Below are 22,147 nucleotides of genomic sequence, written 5' to 3'. Positions count from 1 at the left end.
CGATCCGGAAGCGCACTGCCGCGCGGTTGCGCGATCAGTCCTTGTCTGCCGATGGGCACGGCAGTGCCTCTTATCATAGGCGTTCGAACACCGACGGCAGTAGTGGACGCAGGGGCAGGCCCAGGGCATGGACGCTCTCGCTGTGACCGATGATCATCAGGCCACCGGGGCGCAGGTGTGCCAGCAGGCGCTGGAGTACCTCGTTCTTGTACCGTGGCGCCAGGTTCGACAACAGGTTGCGCAACAGGATGACGTCGAAGCTGCCGAGCTGTTTGGGCAGGGGCCGGATCAGGTTGAGCGCTTCGAAGCGCACCTGCTTGCGCAGGGCCGCCGAGACCCGCAGTCGACCGGTCATCTCGCCTACCCCGCACAGGCCGTGGCGGGCCAGCCAGCCTTCGGGAAAGTAGCGTGCCTGGGCGATGTCGTAGATGCCGGCAGCGGCGGTTTCCAGCAGTTGCGCGTTGAAGTCGCTCGCCAGCACCTGCCAGTCGGGATGGCGGGCGTTTTCGGCGGCGACCATGGCCAGGCTCCAGGCTTCTTCCCCGGTGGCGCAGGCAGCGCTCCACAGGCGTGCGGGGTGGTCGAGCTCCGCCAGCCAGCGGGCCAGGCATTCGAAATGACGATGCTCGCGAAAGAAGTAGCTGTCATGGGCGACCAGCAGGCGCAGCAGGTGCTCGCGTTCGCCCGCGCCGTGGGGGCCGTCGAGCAGGGCGAGATAGTGTTCGAAGTCGGGAAGGCCCAAGGCCTTGAGGCGCTTGTGCAGGCGTGCCGCGACCACGGCACGGCGGTCGTCGGCCAGTTGCACGCCGGTGGCCTGCACGACCCGTTGGCGAATCGACGCAAAGCTGGCTTCGCCGAGCAGTGGCGGGCGGCGGCCTGGCATCCTTCAGCCTCTCCTGGCCCGTGGCAGACAGATGGGGGCGGTAATGATCGTGCGCATTCCCTGCGTCCTGTGCTTGATCGAAACGACGATGATAACTAGTGGCAAGTGGCCTCCATATCGGGGCAGCCCCTAATCCTCTGGCGGGTATACAAACGAAAAGACCCTGCCGATGAGGGCAGGGCCTTAGGTTTCAGGCGTAAGCCTGGCGATCAGTCGTGGCGCCAGTGGCGCTTGTGCTTGCGATGGCCATAGTGGTGGCCACGGTCGTAGTAGCGGCGATCGTCGTAGTCGCGACGGTAGCGACGCTCGTGGCGTTCGTCTTCGTCGGCCTTGTTGCCCATGTAGTTGCCCAGTGCGCCACCGGCGCCACCACCGGCGGCCGCGCCGATGTAGCTGCCGGTGGTGCCGCCCATGGAGCGACCCACCACGTTGCCGCCGGCTGCACCCAGCGCGCCACCGATGGCGGCCTCGCCGCGCTGGCGCTTGTCGGCGCCCAGCGCACCGCCGGCCGCGCCGCCCAGGCCGGCACCGATGGCGCCGCCGGTGCTACCGCCGATGGAGTTGCCCACCACGGAGCCCAGTACCCCACCCAATGCGCCGCCAATGCCGGCTTCGGTGGTGCCGCCTGCCATGGCAACGCCGCTGAGCAGACCAAAAGACAACAACAGAATCGAGGAGTACTTCTTCATCAAGAGAGCCTCAGAGGGATGACGAAGCGGAATTTGAGGCTCGCCGAGGCGGCTGGCAATCGGAATCCGACGAGTAGCACGAGTTGTACACAATTCTCTAAGTTATTGAATTATGTATGAAACTTTTGCGAATTTCGGCTGTCTGAGCTATTTATGACGAAGCCCTGAACCATTGCGGAACAGGGCTTTTTTGTGGGCAGGTGCTCGGGATCTGCGCTTGCCCCCTGTAGGAGCGCGCCTAGCCCAATCTTGCTCAGATGATGCGCCCGTCGTCCCGCGCTCGTTCCAGCTTGATGGCGATGAACTTCGACGTCGGCGTATGGCTGCCGTCGCCGATGCTTTCCAGCGGCACCAGCGGGTTTACCTCGGGGTAGTAGGCCGCCGCCTGGCCGGCGGGAATATCGAACGCCAGCAGGGTGAAGCCCTGCACCCGGCGTACATGGTCATCGCCCCACAGCGACACGATGTCGACTTTCTGCCCCGGTTGGAAGCCCAGGCGGATGATGTCGGCTTCGTTGACGAACAGCACGTCGCGCTGGCCGCGCACGCCGCGGTAGCGGTCGTCCATGCCATAGATGGTGGTGTTGTACTGATCGTGCGAACGCATCGACTGCATGATCAGGTCCGGCACCTGGCCGCTGGCGCGCACGCGTTCGTCGAGCAGGCTGTCGGGCAGCAGGTTGGCTTTGAAGTTGGCACGGCCGCTGGCGGTCTTCCACTGGCGGCTGCCGGCGCTGTTGCCCAGGTAGAAGCCGCCGGGCAGGCGCAGGCGTTCATTGAAGTCGGCAAAGCCGGGAATGGTGTCGGCGATCAGGTCGCGGATGCGGTCGTAGTCGGCCACCAACCAGTGCCAGTCCACCGGTTGCTTGCCAAGGGTGGCGGCGGCGATACCGGCGACCACGGCCGGCTCCGAGCGCATCTGCCGCGACAGCGGCTTGAGCTGGCCGTTGGAGGCGTGGACCATGCTGAACGAGTCCTCCACCGTTACCGCCTGCGGGCCTTCGCCCTGCAGGTCGATATCGGTACGGCCCAGGCACGGCAGGATCAGCGCCTGCTTGCCGTGGACCAGGTGGCTGCGGTTGAGCTTGGTGCTGATGTGCACGGTCAATTCGCAATTGCGCAGCGCCTGCGCGGTGCGTTCGGTGTCCGGCGTGGCCTGGGCGAAGTTGCCGCCCAGACCGATGAACACCTTGGCTCGGCCGTCGAGCATGGCGTGGATCGCCTCGACGGTGTTGTGGCCGTTGTGGCGCGGCACCGGGAAGCCGAAGCGCTTTTCGAGGGCGTCGAGCAGGAACACCGGCGGGCGTTCGTTGATGCCCATGGTGCGGTCGCCCTGGACGTTGCTGTGGCCGCGCACCGGGCACAGGCCGGCGCCCGGCACGCCGAGGTTGCCGCGCAGCAGCATCAGGTTGACGATTTCCTGGATGGTCGGCACCGAATGGCGGTGCTGGGTGATGCCCATGGCCCAGCACATGATCACCCGTTTGCCCTTGCAGTACATGCGCGCCGACAGTTCTATGTCGGCGAGGGTCAGGCCCGATTGCGCCTGAATCTGCTCCCACGAAGTGGCATCGACCACCGCCAGGTACTCGTCCACGTCATGGCCGTGCTCGGCGATGAAGGCGTGGTCGAAGATCGCCGGCTCGCCCTTAACCTGGGCTTCACGCTCCCACTGCAGCAGGAACTTGGCCATGCCGCGCAGCAGCGCCATGTCGCCGCCCAGGGCCGGTCGGAAGAATGCCGTGTTGGTCGGGCGGTCAGTGTTGGTCAGCATTTCCAGCGGGTTCTGCGGATGCTGGAAGCGCTCCAGGCCACGCTCCTTGAGCGGGTTGACACAGACCACCTGGGCGCCGCGTTTGACCGCGTCACGCAGCGGGTCGAGCATGCGCGGGTGGTTGGTGCCAGGGTTCTGGCCCCAGACGAAGATCGCGTCGGCGTGCTCGAAGTCGTCGTAGGTGACCGTGCCCTTGCCCACGCCGACGCTCTGGCCCAGGGCCACGCCGCTGGCTTCGTGGCACATGTTCGAGCAGTCGGGGAAGTTGTTGGTGCCGTAGGCGCGCACGAACAGCTGGTACAGGTACGCCGCCTCGTTGCTGGCCCGGCCGGAGGTATAGAACTCCGCCTGGTCAGGGCTGGACAGGTTGTTCAGGTGCCGGGCGATCAGGGCGAATGCCGCGTCCCAGTCGATCGGGCGGTAACGGTCGGTGACCGGGTCGTAGACCATCGGCTCGGTCAGGCGGCCCTGGTATTCGAGCCAGTAGTCGCTCTGTTCGAGCAGCGCGCTGACGCTGTAGCGGGCGAAGAACGCCGCATCGACGCGGCGCTTGGTGGCCTCCCAGTTGACCGCCTTGGCGCCGTTCTCGCAGAACTTGACCATGCCGCTCTCGGGCGAGTCACCCCAGGCGCACCCAGGGCAGTCGAAACCGCCGTTCTGGTTGGTCTTGAGCAGGGCGCGGATGTTCTTCAGGGCGTTGTCGCTGCCCACCCAGGCCTTGGCCACGCTGCGCAGCGCCCCCCAACCGCCGGCGGGGCCGGGGTAGGGCTTGTAGCGAGGGGTGGAGGCGGGGGCGTTGTCTGGCAGTTTTTCGTAGGAGGTCACGGCTGTTGCTACTCCGCCGCTGGGCTGAACACCCGCGGTGCGCTGTGTTTGGGCAGATGGATGAGGTTGAGGTTGTGCTTGCGCGCCCATTGCAGGGCCAGGCCCGTGGGTGCCGAGAGGCTGACCAGGGTCTGGATGCCGGTGCGAAGGACTTTCTGGATCAGCTCCAGGCTGCAGCGGCTGGTGACGATAGCCAGGCCGCCTGCGGTGTCGATGCGCTGGCGTAGCAGGGCGCCGATCAGCTTGTCCAGGGCGTTGTGCCGGCCGATGTCTTCGCGGCCCAGCAGCAACTGGCCTTCGCGGTCCATGAACAGCGCAGCGTGTACCGCGCCACAATGCTGGCCAAGGGGCTGGAAGGCATCGATGCGCTGGCGCAAGTCTTTCAGCCAGTGCGCGGGCGGCAGCGGCGCCCCGGGCAGCACGTCCAGCTCGGGCAAAGCCTGCTCCAGGGCCTCGACGCCGCACAGGCCGCAGCCGCTGGTGCCGGCCAGTTGACGGCGCTGGTTCTTCAGGTTCCAGAAGGCACGGCTGGAGATCTCCAGGTCGGCATACAGCGCTGAACCGCTGCCGGAGAGCTTCACATCGTAGATTTCCTCGGTACCGGCGACGATGCCGCTGCCCACGCTGAAACCGACGGCGAAGTCTTCCAGGTCGGTCGGGCTGACCAGCATCACCGCCTGGTTCAGGCCGTTGTAGACGATGGCCAGCGCTACTTCCTCGGCCAGCGGGGTGCTGTCGTGGGCCGTGTCGGTTAGCTGGACGTAGTCATAGGTGTTGCTGGCGGCGGGCAGGGCAAGAGGCGTGGACGCCGCGCAGACCGGTGGCTTGCTGTTCATCGGGGCGAATACCGGCTGGCAGTTTGACCCCACAAGCCTAGGCCCCTGTGCCGATGGCGTCTAATCGCTAGCGTCTATATCGTGATAGAGCGCGTCGATTGGTCGCAGCGGGGCGGGATGGATGATCCTGGCCTAGACTCCTGCTTTCATGGATTCACCATCAAAGGAGCGCCACATGAGCCTGTTCAGTTTCGTGAAGGAAGCCGGCGAGAAGTTGATCGACCTGCTGACGCCGGGCAATGCCAATGCCGAGGAACAGTTGAAGAAGCATGTCCAGGACGTGGGTCTGGGCAACCCGAACATCTCGGCCACTGTAGAGGGTGACAAGGTCATTCTCAAGGGTGAGGTTGCCAGCCAGGAGGAGAAGGAGAAGATCATCCTGGCTGCCGGCAATATCGCAGGGGTGGCCTCTGTGGATGATCAGATCACCGTCACCGGCCCGGTGGCCCAGGCTGCCCGGTTCGTTGAGGTCGAGAAAGGTGACACCCTCAGTGCCATTTCCAAGCGGGTCTATGGTGATGCCAACAAGTACCAGAAGATCTTCGAGGCGAACAAACCGATGCTGAAGGACCCCAACAAGATCTATCCGGGGCAGGTGCTGCGTATTCCTGATTGATCACATCTTGGGGCAAGCCCGCTCCCACGCTGGTGGGCGCGGGCCTATAGCCCCGCCAGCAACGCCCGATAGTCCTCAACAGCGGCAAATTCCTGTGTGTCCCTCGGCCCGGCCTGACTGTCAGGCTGGCGTACAGCCAGCAGGTGCCCAACACCAAATCGCCGGGCACTGCGCAGAATCGCCAAAGTGTCATCGATGAACAGGCTGCGCGCCGGTTCAAAACCGATGTCCGCCTGCAAGGCATCCCAGAACTGCGGACTCTCCTTCGGATAGCCGTAGTCATGTGAGCTGATCAGCCGTTCGAAATACGGCGCCAGTTCCACCCGCTCCAGTTTCAGCGACAGCGAGTCGCGGTGCGCATTGGTGATCATCACCACCCGCTTGCCCGCCTTGCGCACGGCTGCCAGGAAAGTGTCGGCATCCGGCTTGAGGGCGATGAGGTCGGCGATCTCCTGTTTCAGCTCGCGGATCGGCAGGCGCAGTTCACGGCTCCAGAAATCCAGGCAGTACCAGTTGAGCGTGCCGGCATGCCGCTCGAACAGCGGGTGCAGCTCGAGCTCGGCCATGGCCCGGCTCACGCCGTGCAGCTCGGCGTAGCGCTGGGGCAGGTGGTCCAGCCAAAAGCGGTTGTCGTAGTGCAGGTCGAGCAGAGTACCGTCCATGTCCAGCAGGACGGTATCGATGGCGGACCAGGGAAGAACGGGCATGGGAAATTCTCGATCAGTCGGCTAGCCACGGTATAGTAACCCGTTCACGCCAAGGAGCCGCCCCATGCGCCAGAAACCCACCGTTCTCAGCCGCGAGATCGTCGCCAGCAGCCGCCTGTTCCGGGTCGAAGCCGTGCAGTTGCGCTTTTCCAACGGCACCGAGCGCACCTACGAGCGATTGGTCGGCCGTGGCAACGGTTATGGCGCGGTGATGATCGTGGCCATGCTCGATACCGAGCACGCGGTGCTGGTCGAGGAATATTGCGGCGGCACCGATGAGTACGAGCTGTCCCTGCCCAAGGGCCTGATCGAGCCGGGCGAGGACGTGCTGGCTGCCGCCGACCGGGAGCTCAAGGAAGAGGCTGGGTTCGGCGCGCGCCAGCTGGAGCACCTCACCGAGCTGTCGCTGTCGCCCGGCTACATGAGCCAGAAGATCCAGGTGGTGCTGGCCTCGGACCTGTACGAAGAGCGCCTGGAGGGCGACGAGCCCGAGCCGATGCGGGTCGACAAGGTCAACCTGCGTGAGCTTTCGGCGTTGGCCATGCACCCGCAGTTCACCGAAGGTCGGGCGCTGGCGGCGTTGTACCTGGCCCGCGACCTGCTGATCCAGCGTGGGGTATTGAGCGTATGAACGATCGGCAGTTGATGCAGGACGTGGTGGCGCTCGCCCGCTTGGCCGGCGAGGCGATCCTGCCGTTCTGGCGCGCCGATGTGGCGGTAACCAGCAAGGCCGACGATTCGCCGGTGACTGCTGCCGACCTGGCGGCTCATCGAGTGATCGCGGATGGTTTGCAAGCGCTGGCACCGCAGATACCGGTGCTGTCCGAGGAAGACTGCGAGATCCCGCTGGCCACCCGCCAAGGCTGGCAGCGCTGGTGGCTGGTCGACCCGCTGGATGGCACCAAGGAGTTCATCGCCGGGAGCGAGGAGTTCACCGTCAATATCGCGTTGATCGAGAACGGTGAGGTGGTATTCGGGGTGGTGGCAATGCCGACCAATGGCCGCTGCTATTTCGGTGGCCGCGACCTGGGGGCCTGGCGTATGGAGCCTGAGGGTGTCGCGCAGCCGATCCAGGTGCGCAACGCGCCGGCGCAGGGGGCGAAGTTCACAGTCGTCGCCAGCCGCCGGCATTCCAGCCCGCAACAGGAGGCCCTGCTGGCCGGGCTGAGTGGCGCAGTGGGTGAGCTGGAACTGGCCAATATCGGCAGTTCACTGAAGTTCTGCCTGCTGGCCGAAGGCAGCGCCGACTGTTATCCGCGCTTGGCGCCGACTTCTCAGTGGGATACCGCAGCTGCGCAGGGCGTGCTGGAAGGGGCCGGGGGCGAGGTGATCGGGCTGGATGGGTTGCCGTTCCGGTATCCGGCGCGGGAGTCGTTGCTCAATCCGTTTTTCCTGGCGTTGCCCAAGGCTGCCGGCTGGCGGCAGGCGCTGGTCGAGCTGGCAGGCGCGATCCGAGTTTGAGATAGCCGCGGGCTGCTTTGCAGCCCATCGCGACACAAGGCCGCTCCTACAGGGGATCACGTTTCCCTGTACGAGCGGCCTTGCCGAGGCGTCGGACCGGTCGGAAAGGGGTGTGAAGCGCTCCCAAGCCTTCAGCGATGCAAAACGTACTGGCCACTGAATTTCACGGCAGGCTCGTCGTTCCCCTCGTTGCTCACCACCGTCTCCAGTGTCAGCCGCGCCCGCCCGCGACGCTGGTACATCGTCAGGAACCGCGCCCAGGTTTTCTCGTCCGGCGCCGGGCACTGTGCCACCGCTGTGCCGGTCACCGGCAGCGGATAACTGATCTGCCCTTCCTGGATGACGATATGCCCGTCATCGATCCCCAGCTCGCGCAGGCGCAGGTGCAGCCAGCCCCAGCCGACCAGCACCGCGCCGCAGTACAAGCTGCCGCCGAACATGGTGCTCTTGTGGTTGACGTTGGGCGCCAGCGGCAGCTTCAGGCGCAGGCAATGCTGTTGCCAATCGAGGACTTCCATCCCCATTTCGCGGGTCAACGGAATATCACTGTGCAATACCGATTGCAGGTACTGGCTGTCGGTGCTCATGGACGGTTTTCCTCCTGGTCGTCGTGCCCTCCACCGCCGTCGAAGCTCAGGCCGTGCTTGCGCAGTTTGTCGTGCAGGGTCTTGCGCGGGATGCCGAGGGCTTCGGCGAGGCTGCGCATCGAGTTGTGCGGTTGGCCCAGTTCGGCGGCGATCAGCGAGCGTTCGAACTGCTCGACCTGTTCGCTGAGATTGCCGGTCGGCACGGCCACCTGGATGTCAGGGGGCGCCATGGGCACCTGGCCATCGAGGGCCAGCTCCAGGCCCAGGGCGAAGCGTTCGGCGGCGTTCTGCAGTTCGCGCACATTACCCGGCCAGTCGTGGCGCAGGAGCATGGCGCGCTGCGCCGGTTGCAGGCTGTGGGGCGGCAGGCCGTGGCGCTCGCTGGCGGCGTCGGCGAAGTGCTGGAACAACACGAGGATGTCGTCGCCGCGCTCGCGCAACGCGGGGATGCGCAGCGGCGCGACATTGAGGCGGTAGTACAGGTCGGCGCGGAAGCGGCCCTGGTCGGCGGCCTGGCGCAGGTCTTCCTTGGTCGCGGCGATGATGCGGATATCCAGCGGGATCAGTTGGTTGCCGCCCAGGCGTTCGACCACCCGTTCCTGCAGCAGGCGCAGCAGCTTGACCTGCACGTCCAGGCTCATGCTCTCTATCTCGTCGAGGAACAGCGTGCCGCCGTTGGCGAACTCGAACTTGCCGATCCGGCGTTTCTGCGCGCCGGTGAACGCCCCGGGCTCGTGGCCGAACAGCTCGCTCTCGACCACAGACTCGGCCAGGGCGCCGGCGTTGATCGCCACGAACGGGCCGTCGCGGCGGCTCGACAGGTCGTGCAGGGCACGGGCCACCACCTCCTTGCCGGCGCCGGTCTCACCGAGGATCAACACGTCGGCGCGGGTGCCGGCGAGGGCGCCGATCTGCTCGCGCAGGCGCTGCATGCCCGGCGACTGGCCGACCAGGCGCGTGGCCAATTGCTGGCGGTCGCTCAGGGCCAGGCGCAGGCTGCGGTTGTCCAGCACCAGGCGGCGCAGGGCCAGGGCGCGGCGCACGCTGTCGAGCAGGGCGTCGCTGGCGAAGGGTTTTTCGAGGAAGTCGTAGGCCCCGGCGCGCATGGCCTGCACCGCCAGCGGCACATCGCCGTGGCCGGTGATCAGCAGCACCGGCAGTTCGCTGTCGCGGGCATGCAGTTGTTCCAGCAGTTGCAGGCCATCGATGCCGGGCATGCGGATATCGCTGACCACCACTCCCGGCCAGTCTTCCTCGATGCGCCCGGCCAGACCCTGGGCGTCGGCCAGGGCCACCACCTTGAGCCCGGCCAGGTCCAGGGTTTGGCTCAGCGCCTGGCGCAGGTGCGGGTCGTCGTCGACCAGGAGCACCTGGGCGCGGCTGTCGATCAGTGTCTCGGTCATGCCGAGGTGTCCTCCGAAGATTGCAGATTGGCGCCAGGCTTGGCCACGCGCAGTTTCAGCGTCAGCAGGGCACCGCCTTCCGGGTGGTTGCCCAGCAGCAGCTCACCGCCCAGTGCATGCATCAGGCTTTCGCAGATGGCCAGCCCCAGCCCAAGGCCCTGGGTGCGGGTCTTGGTGGTGAAGAACGGCTCCTTGGCATGCTCCAGGGCCTGGCGGCTGAAACCGGGGCCATTGTCGCGGATGTACAGGTAGACGCAGTCATCCTGGCGTTCGGCACTCAGCCACAGCCGGCGTGGGTTGGCCTTCTCGGTGAGGGCATCGAGGGCGTTGGCCAGCAGGTTGCCCAGCACCTGGCGCAGGCGTGTTTCGCCCGCTTGCACCCACAGAGTGGCTTCCGGCAGGTCGCGCACCAGCTCGACGGCCATGGCCCGGCGGCGCTTGGCCAGCAGCGCGAGGGCGTCGTCCAGGGCCGGTTGCAGGGCCACGCTTTCCGGTGCGTGCTGGTCGCGGCGGGCGAAGGCGCGCAGGTGGGCGATGATCGAGGCCATGCGCCCGGTCAGCTCGCCGATCAGCTTGAGGTTGCCGCGTACGTCCTCGGTGCGCTGATGATCGAGGAGGATCTCGGCATTCTCGGCGTAGCTGCGGATGGCCGCCAGCGGCTGGTTGAGCTCGTGGCTGATGCTCGCCGACATGGTGCCGAGCACCGACAGCTTGCCGGCCTGGACCAGCTCGTCCTGGGCGCGTACCAGCTCCTGCTGGGCGTTTTCGCGTTCGAGCACCGCGCTCTTGAGCCGGGTGTTGAGGCCTTCGAGGTCGGCGGTACGTTCGATCACGCGGTGCTCCAGTTCCTGGCGGGCACGGGCCTCGAAGTCGATGCGGTCGATGTAGTGGCGGCGGCGCTGCATCACCAAGCCGGCCAGGAGCATGGTCACCAGCAGCGCGCCGCCGCCGATGGCCATGACCGTCTGCACCGAGCGATCGACCAGCAGGCGCGGGGCAAGGATGCTCACCTGCCAGCCGGTTTCCTTGATGTCGCGGGTCTGGATCAGCCAGGCGGCCTGGTCGAGGGTCAGCGGCTGTGGCGCCTGGGTCGGGTAGGGCTGGATGGCGACGATGGCCTGGCGCTCGGCCGCGGTCAGCTCGCGGGTGGCGCGGAACCGCCAGTCCGGGCGCGAGGTGAGCACCACCACGCCGTTCTGGTCGGTCAGCAGCAATTGTTCCGGGGTGCGGCCCCAGAGGGTCTCGGTGTGGTCGAGGTCGACCTTGACCACCAGCACGCCGATCACCTTGTCGCGGTCGTGCACGGCGGCAGCGAAGAAGTAGCCGCGCTTGGCCGAGGTGGTGCCCTGGCCGAAGAAGCGTCCCAGGTGGCCTTCCATTGCTTCGATGAAGTAGGGGCGGAACGAGAAATTGCGGCCGACGAAACTGTCCTGCTTGTCCCAGTTGGAGGCGGCCAGGGTGTTGCCGCTGACATCCATCAGGTACATCACCTCGGCGCCGGTCTGCTGGGTGATGTGCTTGAGCAGGCGGTTGGCGTTGGTCACCGCCTCGAGACGAAACGGGTCGGCCAGCACGCCACGCAGCGCTGGCAGGTCACCGAGGATTTGCGGCAGGGTCTCGTAGCGGTGCAGGGTGCCCAGCAGGTTGGCGACGTAGAGGTCGAGGGTCTGGCGGTTCTGCGACGCCAGTTCGTCCTGGTAGTAGCGCTCGGCCAGGTGGTGCAATGGCCACAGCAGCGGGGCCAGGCACAGCGCCAGCAGGGCCAGGCTGCGCCAGCGGGGGCGGCGGGGAGGCGTGGGTCTTGGGATCATTACGATAAGGGCGCCAGTAGGGTCTGGCGCAATTATGCGCTACTTGAGGCAGTCGATGAGTGCATCGTGCCAGTGCGATTGGCTGACCTGCCATTCGCGGGCCAGACGCGAACAGTCCAGGCGTGAGTTGAGCGGTCGCTTTGCCGGTGTAGGGTAGTCGCGGGAAGGGATCGGCAGCAGTTCGGCGCAGGGCAGGCCGCGGGCCTTGAGCTGTTCGCCGATGGCCTGGGCGAAGCCGAACCAGGAGGTTTCACCCTGGGCGGTCAGGTGGTAAGTGCCCCAGGCGCCGGCCTGGCCGCTCTGCCAGCGCTCGATCAATGCACGCGTACTGGCGGCAATGGTGGCTGCCCAGGTCGGTGCGCCGACCTGGTCGTCCACCACTTTCAGTTGAGCGCATTGCTGAAGCAGGCGCTGCATGGTCAGCAGGAAATTACGCCCATGCAGCGAATAGACCCAGCTGGTGCGCAGGATCAGGTGCTCCCCGGCGACAGCGGTGATGGCCAGTTCACCTGCCAGCTTGCTGCGGCCATAGGCACTCAGCGGGCTGGGGGTGTCGTCTTCGTCGTAGGGGGCTGACTTGCTGCCGTCGAAGACATAGTCGGTGGAGTAGTGGATTAGCGGTGCGCCGAGCCGTGCTGCTTCTTCGGCCAGCACCCGGGGTGCTTCGGCGTTGATGGTGTAGGCTTGCCGCGTCTCGCTTTCAGCCTGGTCGACCGCGGTGTAGGCGGCGGCGTTGATGATCAGCGCCGGGGCAATCTGGCGCAGCGTGGCGCGCAGTTGTTCCGGGTGAGCCAGGTCGAGCCCGTCGCGACCGACCCGCTGCACATCACCCAGGCCGCTCAGGGCGTCCTGGAGTGCCAGCGCGACCTGGCCATGGCGGCCACAGACGAGGATCCTCATGGGAACAGCTGCGCATCGGCAAATGATGTGGCGGCCTGGTCCTTGGCCGACAGCAATGGTTGCAGGCCGTCCAGCTGCCAGTCGATGGCCAGTTGAGGGTCGTCCCAGCGAATGCTCTGCTCGGCGTCGGGGTTGTAGTAGTCGGTGGTCTTGTAGAGCACCTCGGCCGACTCGCCCAGAACCCGGAAGCCATGGGCGAAACCGGGTGGCAGCCACAGCTGGCGGTGGTTGTCGGCGGACAGCCTCACCGCTACCCACTGCCCTAGGGTCGGCGAGCGGCTGCGGATGTCCACCGCAACGTCCAGGATCTCGCCCTGCAGCACGCGGACCAGCTTGCCCTGGGCATTTTGCAACTGGTAGTGCAGGCCGCGCAGCACACCTTGACCTGAGCGGGAGTGGTTGTCCTGGACGAACGGCGTGTCGATGCCGGTTTGCAGGGCGAAGTCGCGGGCGTTGTAGCTTTCGTAGAAGAACCCTCGGCTGTCACCGAACACCTTGGGTTCGACGATCAGGACCTCCGGGAGCGCGGTGGCAATGATGTTCATGGGTACTCTTCGGCCAGCTGGCTCAGGTATTGGCCGTAGCCGGTTTTTTGTAGTTCGCAGGCCTTGGCCAGCACCTGCTCGCGGCTGATCCAGCCCTTCTGGAAAGCGATTTCTTCTAGGCAGGCCACCTTCAGCCCTTGGCGATGTTCGAGGGTCTGCACATACTGCGAGGCCTCAAGCAGGCTGTCGTGGGTGCCGGTGTCGAGCCAGGCGAAGCCACGACCAAAGCGTTCGACGCGCAGGTCGCCGCGTGCCAGGTAGGCATTGTTGATGTCGGTGATCTCCAGTTCGCCGCGGGCTGATGGACGAATGCCCTTGGCGATGTTCACCACGTCGTTGTCATAGAAGTACAGGCCGGTCACGACGTAGCTGGACTTGGGGTGTAGGGGTTTCTCCTCGATCGACAGCGCTCGGCCATCGGCGTCGAACTCAATCACGCCGAAGCGCTCCGGGTCCTTGACCCAATAGCCGAACACCGTGGCGCCCGAGGGCTGTTGCACCGCGCGCTGCAATTGTTCGCTGAAGCCCTGGCCGTGGAAGATGTTGTCACCGAGGATCAGGCACACGGCATCGTCGCCGATGAACGATTCACCGATCAGGAACGCCTGTGCCAGCCCGTCGGGTGAGGGTTGTTCGGCATAGCTGATGCGGATCCCGAACGGGTTGCCGTCGCCGAACAACTGGCGGTACTGCGGCAGGTCCTGAGGCGTGGAGATCAGCAGGATGTCGCGGATGCCGGCGAGCATCAGCACAGAGATCGGGTAGTAGATCATCGGCTTGTCGTAGATTGGCAGCAGCTGCTTGGAGACGCCGAGGGTGATGGGGTGCAGGCGGGTGCCGGTGCCGCCGGCCAGGACGATACCCTTGGTCATGCGATCAGGCCCTTGAAGTCGGCGTTGCCCAGGCGCTGGCCCCGATAGCTGCCGTCCTGGACCTGGCGGCACCACTCGAGGTTGGCCAGGTACCACTGCACGGTCTTGCGCAGACCCGAAGCGAAAGTCTCTTGGGGCATCCAGCCGAGATCGCGCTCGATCCTGCCGGCATCGATGGCGTAGCGCAGGTCATGGCCCGGGCGATCGCGGACGTGGGTGATCAGGTCGGCGTAGCGGGTCACGCCGGCCGGATGGTCGGGCGCCAACTCTTCCAGGAGGGTGCACAGGGCATGCACCACGTCGATGTTGCGCTGCTCGTTGTGGCCGCCGACGGTGTAGGTCTGGCCGACTTCACCCAGGGTCACGACCTGAAGCAGGGCGCGCACGTGATCCTCGACATACAGCCAGTCGCGGACCTGCTGTCCATTGCCATAGACCGCAAGCGGCTTGCCGGCCAGGGCGTTGAGGATGGTCAGCGGGATCAGTTTCTCTGGGAAGTGATATGGACCGTAGTTGTTGGAACAGTTGCTGATCACTGTCGGCAGGCCATAGGTGCGGTGCCAGGCGCGGACCAGGTGATCGGCTGCCGCCTTGCTGGCCGAGTAGGGGGAACTGGGCGCGTATGAGCTGTTTTCATTGAACAGGTCACCGGTGTCCTGCAGATCGCCGAAGACCTCGTCGGTGGAAACGTGATGGAAGCGGAATGCTCCACGGGCGGGCTCGTTCAGCGTGCTCCAGTAGCCTCGGGTGGCTTCCAGCAGGCTGTAGGTACCGACAATGTTGGTCTGGATGAAGTCCGCCGGGCCGTCGATGGAGCGGTCGACATGCGACTCCGCGGCCAGGTGCATGATGGCGTCCGGCTGGAACCTGGCAAGCACGGCGCTGACGCCGGCCTGGTCGGCGATATCGGCCTGGACGAATTCATAGCGGCTGTTGCCGGCGACTCGCAGCAGCGATTGCAAGTTGCCCGCGTAGGTCAACTTGTCGAGGTTGAGCACCTCATGATCGGTGTGATCGATCAGGTGACGAACCAGGGCCGAGCCGATGAAACCGGCGCCGCCGGTGACGAGAATGCGCATGTGCGGGTGCCTGTTTGGAAAGCGTATTGCCAGGAGCGTAGCTTGTTGGCTGGCATCGCTTGTGGCAAGTCGTGAATGCAGGACGGCCTGTCGTCTGTGCAGGGATGCCACTTGCTTATCGGCAGCCGCGATGGCGATATAGGCGACAAAAAACGAGGTTCCCGTCCATGCCCCTGAGTACCCTGATCCAGCGTTCCAGCCAGCCCGGCCCCTCCCTCGGCGAGGCCCATGCTCATGCCTTGTTGCGCTCGCATTACGATCTGCAAGGCAGCCTGCAGGCGCTAGGCAGCCAGCAGGACCTCAATTTTCGCGTGGACAGCGTTCAGGGGCGGTTTGTGCTCAAGGTCTGTCATGGCAGCTATGCGGCGATCGAACTGCAGGCGCAGCATGCGGCCCTGGCTTTTCTGCGCGGGCAAGGCGTGCCGGTGCCGGTGGTGCGCCCGGCGAACACGGGCGAGCTGCTGCTGGAACTCGAGATCGATGGCCAGCCATTGCGCGCCCGTCTGCTCGATTATATCGATGGTCAGCCTCTGACCCGCCTGGGACACCTGCCGGCGCGGGTGATGGCCGAGCTCGGCACGCTCTGCGCCGAGGTCGACAAGGCGCTGGCCGGCTTCGACCACCCGGGCCTTGAGCGTACCCTGCAGTGGGATCCACGGCACGCCTCGGTGCTGATCGAGCACCTGTTGCCGGTGTTGCAGGATATCCAGCGTCGCGAGCAGGTGGTACAGGTCGCACGGTTGGCGGCCGCTCGCCTGCAACCGCTGGTCGGGCAATTGCCGGTCCAGGCCGTGCACTTGGACATCACCGACGACAACGTGGTCTGGGCCCGCGACGACCAGCGCCAATGGCAGGTGCAGGGTGTCATCGACTTCGGCGACCTGCTGCGGACCTGGCGTATCGCCGATCTGTCGGTGACCTGCGCGGCCCTGCTGCACCACGCCGAGGGCGACCCGTTGCGCATCCTGCCGGCGATCAGCGCCTACCACGCGGCGAATCCGCTGCAGGAGGCGGAGCTGCGTGCCTTGTGGCCGCTGGTGCTGAACCGCGCCGCGGTGCTGGTGCTCAGCAGCGAACAGCAGCTGGCGGTCGATCCGGACAACCAGTACACCCGCGACAACATCGCCCATGAATGGGAGATCTTCGATACCGCCTGCTCCGTACCCGCCGCGTTGATGGAGGCGGCGATCCTGAACGCGGTGGGCCAGGTGCCCGTGATGCCGGACATGAGCGGTTGCGTCGCGTTGCTGCCGAGCCTTGCCGGGCAGCCGGTCGCCCGGGTCGACCTGGGCGTGCTCAGCCCCCTCTGCGAAGCGGGCAACTGGGAGCAACCGGGCTTCGACCAGCGTATGCTCGCCGCCCAGCCGGGCCCTGCGTGCAGCCTCCATGGACAGTACCGCCTGTCTCAAACCCATATCGATCAGCCTGAAGAGCCGGCCACCTGTGCCCTGGGCGTGGAGCTGAACCTGTTGCCCGGCAGCCCGCTGCAAGCTCCCGAGGCCGGTGTCTGGCAACGCATCGGAGATGGCCGCGGTTGCCTGCGGACCGCGCACTGGAGCCTGTGGCTCGCCGGCCTGGAAGAGGCGCCGGCCGATGGCCAGGCGCTGCTCAAGGGGCAGGCGCTGGGTGCGACCTGCGGCTTCCTCAGTGTGCAGCTGTGCCTGGATGCCGATACCCGCCCACCGTTCTTTGCCACGCCGTCCCACGCCGCAGCCTGGCTGGCCTTGTGCCCGTCACCGCGCTCCCTGCTGGGCTTTGACTGCGATGCCGAACCACTGGCCGACCCACAGGCCCTGCTGGCCCGACGCGATGCCAGTTTCGCCCGCTCGCAGAAGCATTACTACGCCCAGCCGCCGCACATCGAGCGCGGCTGGCGCAACTACCTGATCGACATGCAGGGCCGTTCGTACCTGGACATGCTCAACAACGTCGCGGTGCTCGGCCATGGCCATCCGCGCATGGTCGCCGAGTCGGCGCGCCAGTGGTCGCTGGTCAACACCAACTCGCGCTTCCACTACGCGGCCATTGCCGAGTTCTCCGAGCGTCTGCTGGAAGTGGCTCCGGAAGGCTTCGACCGGGTATTCCTGGTCAACAGCGGCACCGAAGCCAACGACTTGGCGATCCGCCTGGCCTGGGCCTACAGCGGCGGGCGCGACCTGCTCAGCGTGCTGGAGGCCTACCACGGCTGGTCGGTGGCCACCGACGCGATCTCCACCTCCATCGCCGACAACCCCCAGGCCCTGGAGACCCGCCCGGACTGGGTGCACCCGGTGGAGGCGCCGAACACCTTCCGCGGGCGTTACCGGGGCGCTGACAGTGCCGCCGACTACTTGCGCGATGTCGATGCCAAGCTGGCCGACCTCGACACCCGTGGCCGCCAGCTGGCCGGGATGATCTGCGAGCCGGTGTACGGCAACGCCGGGGGCATCTCGTTGCCGCCGGGCTACTTGCGCGAGGCCTATGCCAAAGTGCGACAGCGCGGCGGGGTGTGCATCGCCGACGAGGTGCAGGTCGGCTATGGGCGCCTGGGTGAGTACTTCTGGGGTTTCGAGGAGCAGGGCGTGGTACCGGATATCATCACCATGGCCAAGGGCATGGGCAACGGCCAGCCGCTGGGCGCGGTGATCACCCGGCGCGAGATCGCCGAGGCGTTGGAGGCCGAGGGCTACTTCTTCTCCTCGGCCGGGGGCAGCCCGGTCAGTTGCCGCATCGGCATGGCGGTGCTGGATGTGATGCGCGACGAAGGACTGTGGGACAACGCCCGTGACGTCGGCCGCCACTTCAAGGCACGCCTGCAGGCGTTGGTCGATAAATATCCGCTAGCTGGCGCCGCCCACGGTTCCGGGTTCTACCTGGGGCTGGAACTGGTGCGCGATCGCCAGACCCTGGAGCCGGCGACCGAGGAGACCATGATCCTGTGCGATCGCCTGCGCGACCTGGGGATCTTCATGCAGCCGACCGGCGACTACCTGAACATCCTCAAGATCAAGCCGCCGATGTGCACCACGCGGGCGAGCGTGGACTACTTTGTCGACTGCGTGGAGCGGATTCTAGGTGAGGGCTTATAAAATCGATTCTTATCGATTTTCAATGGCGCCTTATGCGAAAACGGTCTCGTGACTTGCTTTAAAAGTCGATATTTATCGGATATAAGTGTTCGCCATTGAACAGCCGGGACCGCTTTGCGGTCCTTTCGCGACGCAAGGCCGCTTCTACAGGGATAGCGTTCGACCTGTGGGAGCGGCCTTGCGTCGCGAAAGGCGCGCGTAGCGGGCCCCGGACCACCGACAGTTGCCATTAGAGGTCATCGATGAAAACGCTCAACTCGACCCCCCGCGCCGACGGTTTCCACATGCCCGCCGAGTGGGCCCCGCAAACCCAGGTGTGGATGGTCTGGCCGGAGCGCCCGGACAACTGGCGCCTGGGTGGCAAGCCGGCGCAGGCCGCGCACGTGACCCTGGCCAAGGCTATCGCCCGTTTCGAGCCGGTTACCGTGGCGGTGTCCGCCGGCCAGTACGCGAACGCCCGTCGCCAGCTCGACCTGCCGAACATCCGTGTGGTCGAGATCAGCAACGACGATGCTTGGGTGCGTGACACCGGTCCGACCTTCGTCATCAACGACCACGGCGAAGTGCGTGGCGTGGACTGGGGCTTCAACGCCTGGGGCGGCTTCGACGGTGGCCTGTACGCCCCCTGGAACCGCGACGAGGAGTTGGCTGCCAAGGTCATGGAAATGGAGCGTGTGCAGCGCTACCACACCGAGGGCTTCGTGCTCGAGGGCGGTTCGATCCATGTCGACGGCGAAGGCACCCTGATCACCACCGAGGAATGCCTGCTCAACCGCAACCGCAACCCGCACCTGAACCGCGAGCAGATCGAGGAGATCCTGCGCGAGCACCTGGCGGTGGAGACCATCGTCTGGCTGCCGGATGGCCTGTACAACGACGAAACCGATGGCCACGTCGACAACTTCTGCTGTTACGTCAGCCCCGGCGAAGTGTTACTGGCCTGGACCGATGATTCCAATGACCCCAACTACGCGCGTTGCCACGCCGCCTACGAGGTGCTGAAAAACACCCGTGACGCCAAGGGGCGCGAGTTCGTGGTGCACAAGATGCCGATCCCGGGCCCGCTGTATGCCACCCAGGCAGAATGCGACGGCGTCGATCACGTGGTGGGCAGCCAGGAGCGCGATCCTTCGGTACGCCTGGCCGGTTCCTATGTGAACTTCCTGATCGTCAACGGCGGCATCATCGCCCCGAGCTTCGACGACCCGGCCGATGCGCAGGCCAGAGCGATCCTGGCCAAGGTCTTCCCGGATCACGAAGTGGTGATGATCCCGGGGCGTGAGCTGCTGCTTGGCGGTGGCAATATCCACTGCCTGACCCAGCAGCAGCCGGCGCCGGTAAAACGTTGACCGGCCAATGAATGAAAAACCCGTCGAGCGACGGGTTTTTTTATGCTCGCGATAGTCGGTCGTGCGGCATGGCACAGCAATTGTATTGATTTTTCCTCGTGCTTCAGACGAATGGGCCTACGCCAATCTGTAACGCGTCTGAAGTAACTTAGCCGCTCACTAGGCCCGGGGAGTACGTGAGGAAATGAACGCAGCAAGTGAGTCGGCTTTGCCCGCAACGGCAGCCTGTCACCAATCGCTCAGAATCCTGGCTCAGTGGTTGAAACGTCATGGAGACAATCGGGTCAGGACGACCGACCCACGACGCCTGCTGGATGGGCGATACCCTCAAGGTCTGATCAGCGAGGAAGAGCTCGAAGCTCTGCTGGCTGTCTGGCATTGATCGGGAAGGAACCCGCCGCAGAAAAAAACGCCACCGCTTTTGCGGTGGCGTTTTCGTTTTGGGGCCCGAATGGCCTGATGGGCGCTGACGATCAGAAACTGTAGGTCCCGGTCACCACCAGGCTGCGCGGATCGCCCACCTGGATCTGCGCCGCGCTCGTGGCCGAGCTGTAGTAGGTCTTGTCGGTGATGTTGCTCAGCGCCGCACGCACGTCCCAGTCGTGGGTGCGATAGCCCGCCAGCGCGTCCCAACGGCCGTAGCCCGGCAGGATCACGGTGTTCTGGTTGTCGGCGTAGCGGTCGCCGACCAGGGTCAGGCCGGTTTCGGCGTACCAGCCAAGCTCCGGCTTCCAGGTGACGAACAGGCTGGCGTTGCGCTTGGCCACATCGTTGATGCGGTTGCCTTGCTGGCCGTTGTTGTCCTTGACGATGGTCGCGTCCTGCAGGCCGATGCCGCCGCGTACATACCAGTTGCCCACGACGTTGCCGGTGGCGGTCAGCTCGATGCCGCGCGAGCGTTGCAGGCCGCTGAGCTGGATCAGGTCCGGGATGATCGGGTCGCGGGTACGGCGGTTATACAGCTCCAGTTCGTAGATCGCGAGGGTGGTGCTCAGGCGCTGGTCGAACCATTCGCTCTTGACCCCGATCTCCTTCTGCCGGGTCTGTTCCGGGTCGGTCTGGTTGGTGTTGCCGGCAGCGCCTGGGGTGATGCCGATCAGGCCACCACCGACAGGGGAGTACGTCTTGCTCCAGGAGGCATAGAAGGAGTGATCTTGCCAGGGCGTGTACACCACGCCGATGCGTGGACTGAAGCTGTTGTCCTTCTGTTTTTCCGAGAGGTTGCGCAGCTTGTTGGTGGTATCCACCTCGAACTGGTCGAAGCGTACGCCTGCCAGCAGTTGCCACTGGTCGTTGAGGCGGATCTGGTCCTGCAGGTAGATCCCGGTGCTCTCGACATCGGTGTGGTTGTTGCTGGACACCCGCATGGTGCCATTGTGCTGCTGGCGGGCCGTTGCGCCCTGCAGGGGCACCGAAGGCACACCAACGCCCTGGTGCAGCAGCGAGTTGCGGCGCTGTTCGCCCATTTCCAGGCCAACCAGCAGGGTGTGCTCAAGGCCGAAGGTCTCTACATGGCCTTCCAGTTCGACGGTGTTGTACAGGTTGCGGGTGCTCAGGTCCTGTTGCCAGCGCTGGCGGTCCACCAACCCCGTGGCGGGGCGGTAGGCGGTCAGGTAGGTGTTGTCGAAGTCGCTTTCCAGGGTGAACAGACTGATGGTGTGGCGCAGTTGCCACTGGTCGTTCAGCTCGTAGTTCAGGCGCGAGCGCAGCGATTCGGCGCGGTCGTTGATGTAGTCGCGCTGGGTGTCGCCATAAGTGGTCTTGCGGCTGACGTCGGTCGGGCGTCCGGTGAGCGGGTTGCCGGGGATGCCGCGATCGGGGGTGCGGTCATAGCGGCTGTATTCGTACTGCACCAGCCAGTTCAGCTCGGGGGTGATCTGCCAGCTCATGGACGGTGCGAACAGTTGGCGGTGGTTGCCGTCGATGCCGTCGCGGAAGCTGTTCTTGTCCTCGTTGCCCAGGTTCAGGCGCAGGCTGAGGGTGTCGCTGGGGTCGGCGCTGAGGTCGGCGTACAGGCTGCGCAGGTCCTGGCTGCCGCCCTGGGCCTCGATGGTCGAGCGGCGGCCGTGCTCCGGCGCCTTGCTCACCCGGTTGACGATGCCGCCCTGGCTGCCACGGCCATAGAGCACCGCCGCCGGGCCCTTGAGCACCTCGACCCGCTCGATGTTGTGCAGGTCGCGGGTGTACTGGCTATCGTCGCGGATGCCGTCCAGGTAGAAGTCGTTGCTGGCGTCGAAGCCGCGGATGCGCAGGCTGTCGAAGCGGGTGTCGGCGCCGCTGCTGACGTTGGGGATGCCTTCCAGTGCCTTGCCCAGGTTGCTGCTGCCGTAGTCCAGCACGTTGCGGGTCTTCACCGAATCGATGGCCTGCGGCACATAGCGCGCCGGGGTCGAGGTACGGGTCGCGGTGGTCACGTCCTTGACCCGCGGGTTGTCCTCTTCGCGGGTGCTGTCGGCGGTCACCGAGGTTTCCGGCAGGGTCGTGGTGGCGGCACTGGCCAGGCCGGCGCTGAACAGCAGCGACAGGCCCAGGGTCACGGGGGAAAGGCGGCAGGGGGCAGGCATCGAAGGCGTCCAATGAATGGAGTGAGAAATTGGGCGCGAATGGTAATGCTTGCTATTTGCTGTTGCATCGACATTTGTAAAGGGTTGTCTTTACATGTGTTTCAAAATGTTGCTATTCATTTGAATGTGTTGAGCCTTGGTTGGCTGTTGTACGGATGCGTCAGGTGACGGGAAGCGG

The 22,147-nt window shown here is 65.3% G+C and carries 18 protein-coding genes; 5 read left to right on the top strand and 13 right to left on the bottom strand.

Annotated features, from left to right (window positions below; translation table 11 throughout):
- Positions 1-73: 73 nt before the first annotated feature.
- The 4 genes from AC25MA_RS08645 to fdhD all read right to left on the bottom strand — a co-directional run bounded on the left by AC25MA_RS08645 (position 74) and on the right by fdhD (position 5,007).
- On the bottom strand, positions 74-883 hold the full coding sequence (locus AC25MA_RS08645) for a CheR family methyltransferase (RefSeq protein ID WP_186594820.1): 810 nt from the start codon (positions 881-883) through the stop codon (positions 74-76).
- Positions 884-1,092: 209 nt separating this feature from the next.
- The gene (locus AC25MA_RS08640; protein ID WP_028689199.1) at positions 1,093-1,572 is read right to left on the bottom strand and encodes a glycine zipper domain-containing protein; all 480 of its coding nucleotides are present in this window, start codon (positions 1,570-1,572) and stop codon (positions 1,093-1,095) included.
- A 253-nt stretch (positions 1,573-1,825) separates the two neighbouring features.
- On the bottom strand, positions 1,826-4,171 hold the full coding sequence (locus tag AC25MA_RS08635; RefSeq protein WP_486971959.1) for an FdhF/YdeP family oxidoreductase: 2,346 nt from the start codon (positions 4,169-4,171) through the stop codon (positions 1,826-1,828).
- Between the two features lie 8 nt (positions 4,172-4,179).
- A complete protein-coding gene (gene fdhD / locus AC25MA_RS08630; RefSeq protein WP_486971958.1) occupies positions 4,180-5,007 on the bottom strand; it encodes a formate dehydrogenase accessory sulfurtransferase FdhD in 828 nt (275 codons plus the stop codon).
- A gap of 175 nt (positions 5,008-5,182) precedes the next feature.
- Here fdhD and lysM point away from each other — a divergent pair, with 175 nt between their 5' ends.
- On the top strand, positions 5,183-5,623 hold the full coding sequence (gene lysM, locus AC25MA_RS08625) for a peptidoglycan-binding protein LysM (RefSeq protein ID WP_028689196.1): 441 nt from the start codon (positions 5,183-5,185) through the stop codon (positions 5,621-5,623).
- A 44-nt stretch (positions 5,624-5,667) separates the two neighbouring features.
- Here the strand turns inward: lysM and yrfG are convergent, their stop codons facing one another.
- Entirely contained in the window at positions 5,668-6,330 is a 663-nt protein-coding gene (gene yrfG, locus AC25MA_RS08620) for a GMP/IMP nucleotidase (protein ID WP_036985805.1), read from the bottom strand.
- Between the two features lie 64 nt (positions 6,331-6,394).
- Between yrfG and nudE the strand changes: the two genes are divergently transcribed.
- A complete protein-coding gene (gene nudE / locus AC25MA_RS08615; protein ID WP_028689194.1) occupies positions 6,395-6,961 on the top strand; it encodes an ADP compounds hydrolase NudE in 567 nt (188 codons plus the stop codon).
- Positions 6,958-7,791 carry a 3'(2'),5'-bisphosphate nucleotidase CysQ gene (gene cysQ, locus AC25MA_RS08610; protein ID WP_186594799.1) on the top strand — a complete coding sequence of 278 codons (834 nt, stop codon included), beginning with the start codon at positions 6,958-6,960 and terminating at the stop codon, positions 7,789-7,791. The genes nudE and cysQ overlap by 4 nt, the downstream gene beginning before the upstream one ends.
- A gap of 131 nt (positions 7,792-7,922) precedes the next feature.
- Here cysQ and AC25MA_RS08605 read toward each other — a convergent pair whose 3' ends face one another.
- From AC25MA_RS08605 to rfbB, 7 genes are read right to left on the bottom strand one after another with little or no spacing between them, the layout of a single operon-like run.
- Positions 7,923-8,378 carry a thioesterase domain-containing protein gene (locus AC25MA_RS08605; RefSeq protein ID WP_182322355.1) on the bottom strand — a complete coding sequence of 152 codons (456 nt, stop codon included), beginning with the start codon at positions 8,376-8,378 and terminating at the stop codon, positions 7,923-7,925.
- Positions 8,375-9,781 (bottom strand): sigma-54-dependent transcriptional regulator, encoded by a 1,407-nt coding sequence (locus AC25MA_RS08600; protein ID WP_028689191.1) that lies wholly within the window; start codon positions 9,779-9,781, stop codon positions 8,375-8,377. The genes AC25MA_RS08605 and AC25MA_RS08600 overlap by 4 nt, the downstream gene beginning before the upstream one ends.
- Positions 9,778-11,592, bottom strand: coding sequence for a sensor histidine kinase (locus AC25MA_RS08595; RefSeq protein ID WP_062362721.1), 1,815 nt, complete (start codon positions 11,590-11,592; stop codon positions 9,778-9,780). The genes AC25MA_RS08600 and AC25MA_RS08595 overlap by 4 nt, the downstream gene beginning before the upstream one ends.
- 39 nt (positions 11,593-11,631) lie before the next feature.
- On the bottom strand, positions 11,632-12,492 hold the full coding sequence (gene rfbD / locus AC25MA_RS08590) for a dTDP-4-dehydrorhamnose reductase (RefSeq protein WP_486971957.1): 861 nt from the start codon (positions 12,490-12,492) through the stop codon (positions 11,632-11,634).
- On the bottom strand, positions 12,489-13,037 hold the full coding sequence (rfbC, locus tag AC25MA_RS08585) for a dTDP-4-dehydrorhamnose 3,5-epimerase (RefSeq protein ID WP_486971956.1): 549 nt from the start codon (positions 13,035-13,037) through the stop codon (positions 12,489-12,491). The genes rfbD and rfbC overlap by 4 nt, the downstream gene beginning before the upstream one ends.
- Positions 13,034-13,909 (bottom strand): glucose-1-phosphate thymidylyltransferase RfbA, encoded by an 876-nt coding sequence (gene rfbA / locus AC25MA_RS08580; RefSeq protein WP_028689187.1) that lies wholly within the window; start codon positions 13,907-13,909, stop codon positions 13,034-13,036. Before rfbA ends, rfbC begins: the two co-directional genes overlap by 4 nt.
- Entirely contained in the window at positions 13,906-14,988 is a 1,083-nt protein-coding gene (gene rfbB, locus AC25MA_RS08575) for a dTDP-glucose 4,6-dehydratase (RefSeq protein WP_236179343.1), read from the bottom strand. Before rfbB ends, rfbA begins: the two co-directional genes overlap by 4 nt.
- A gap of 167 nt (positions 14,989-15,155) precedes the next feature.
- On the opposite strand from rfbB, the gene AC25MA_RS08570 reads away from it, so the two are divergent.
- Both AC25MA_RS08570 and aguA read left to right on the top strand, forming a co-directional pair.
- Complete coding sequence (locus AC25MA_RS08570; protein ID WP_486971955.1) at positions 15,156-18,056, top strand: aminotransferase; 2,901 nt, start codon at positions 15,156-15,158, stop codon at positions 18,054-18,056.
- A gap of 242 nt (positions 18,057-18,298) precedes the next feature.
- A complete protein-coding gene (gene aguA, locus AC25MA_RS08565) occupies positions 18,299-19,405 on the top strand; it encodes an agmatine deiminase (protein ID WP_028689184.1) in 1,107 nt (368 codons plus the stop codon).
- Positions 19,406-19,878: 473 nt separating this feature from the next.
- On the opposite strand, the gene AC25MA_RS08560 is transcribed toward aguA, so the two are convergent.
- Positions 19,879-21,969, bottom strand: a complete 2,091-nt coding sequence (locus AC25MA_RS08560; protein ID WP_486971954.1) for a TonB-dependent receptor — start codon at positions 21,967-21,969, stop codon at positions 19,879-19,881.
- Positions 21,970-22,147: the final 178 nt, after the last annotated feature.

The sequence above is a fragment of the Pseudomonas sp. P65(2024) genome, from assembly GCF_057480955.1.
The sequence above is the reverse complement of the archived record's forward strand: the minus strand, read 5'-3'. Positions and strand labels throughout refer to the sequence as shown.

Excerpts from the sequence above, each read along its gene's own strand:
- AC25MA_RS08645 (WP_186594820.1), bottom strand. The coding sequence starts at position 883 with ATGCCAGGCCGCCGCCCGCCACTGCTCGGCGAAGCCAGCTTTGCGTCG.
- AC25MA_RS08640 (WP_028689199.1), bottom strand. The coding sequence starts at position 1,572 with ATGAAGAAGTACTCCTCGATTCTGTTGTTGTCTTTTGGTCTGCTCAGC.
- fdhD (WP_486971958.1), bottom strand. The coding sequence starts at position 5,007 with ATGAACAGCAAGCCACCGGTCTGCGCGGCGTCCACGCCTCTTGCCCTG.
- lysM (WP_028689196.1), top strand. The coding sequence starts at position 5,183 with ATGAGCCTGTTCAGTTTCGTGAAGGAAGCCGGCGAGAAGTTGATCGAC.
- yrfG (WP_036985805.1), bottom strand. The coding sequence starts at position 6,330 with ATGCCCGTTCTTCCCTGGTCCGCCATCGATACCGTCCTGCTGGACATG.
- nudE (WP_028689194.1), top strand. The coding sequence starts at position 6,395 with ATGCGCCAGAAACCCACCGTTCTCAGCCGCGAGATCGTCGCCAGCAGC.
- cysQ (WP_186594799.1), top strand. The coding sequence starts at position 6,958 with ATGAACGATCGGCAGTTGATGCAGGACGTGGTGGCGCTCGCCCGCTTG.
- AC25MA_RS08605 (WP_182322355.1), bottom strand. The coding sequence starts at position 8,378 with ATGAGCACCGACAGCCAGTACCTGCAATCGGTATTGCACAGTGATATT.
- AC25MA_RS08600 (WP_028689191.1), bottom strand. The coding sequence starts at position 9,781 with ATGACCGAGACACTGATCGACAGCCGCGCCCAGGTGCTCCTGGTCGAC.
- AC25MA_RS08595 (WP_062362721.1), bottom strand. The coding sequence starts at position 11,592 with ATGATCCCAAGACCCACGCCTCCCCGCCGCCCCCGCTGGCGCAGCCTG.
- rfbD (WP_486971957.1), bottom strand. The coding sequence starts at position 12,492 with ATGAGGATCCTCGTCTGTGGCCGCCATGGCCAGGTCGCGCTGGCACTC.
- rfbC (WP_486971956.1), bottom strand. The coding sequence starts at position 13,037 with ATGAACATCATTGCCACCGCGCTCCCGGAGGTCCTGATCGTCGAACCC.
- rfbA (WP_028689187.1), bottom strand. The coding sequence starts at position 13,909 with ATGACCAAGGGTATCGTCCTGGCCGGCGGCACCGGCACCCGCCTGCAC.
- rfbB (WP_236179343.1), bottom strand. The coding sequence starts at position 14,988 with ATGCGCATTCTCGTCACCGGCGGCGCCGGTTTCATCGGCTCGGCCCTG.
- AC25MA_RS08570 (WP_486971955.1), top strand. The coding sequence starts at position 15,156 with ATGCCCCTGAGTACCCTGATCCAGCGTTCCAGCCAGCCCGGCCCCTCC.
- aguA (WP_028689184.1), top strand. The coding sequence starts at position 18,299 with ATGAAAACGCTCAACTCGACCCCCCGCGCCGACGGTTTCCACATGCCC.
- AC25MA_RS08560 (WP_486971954.1), bottom strand. The coding sequence starts at position 21,969 with ATGCCTGCCCCCTGCCGCCTTTCCCCCGTGACCCTGGGCCTGTCGCTG.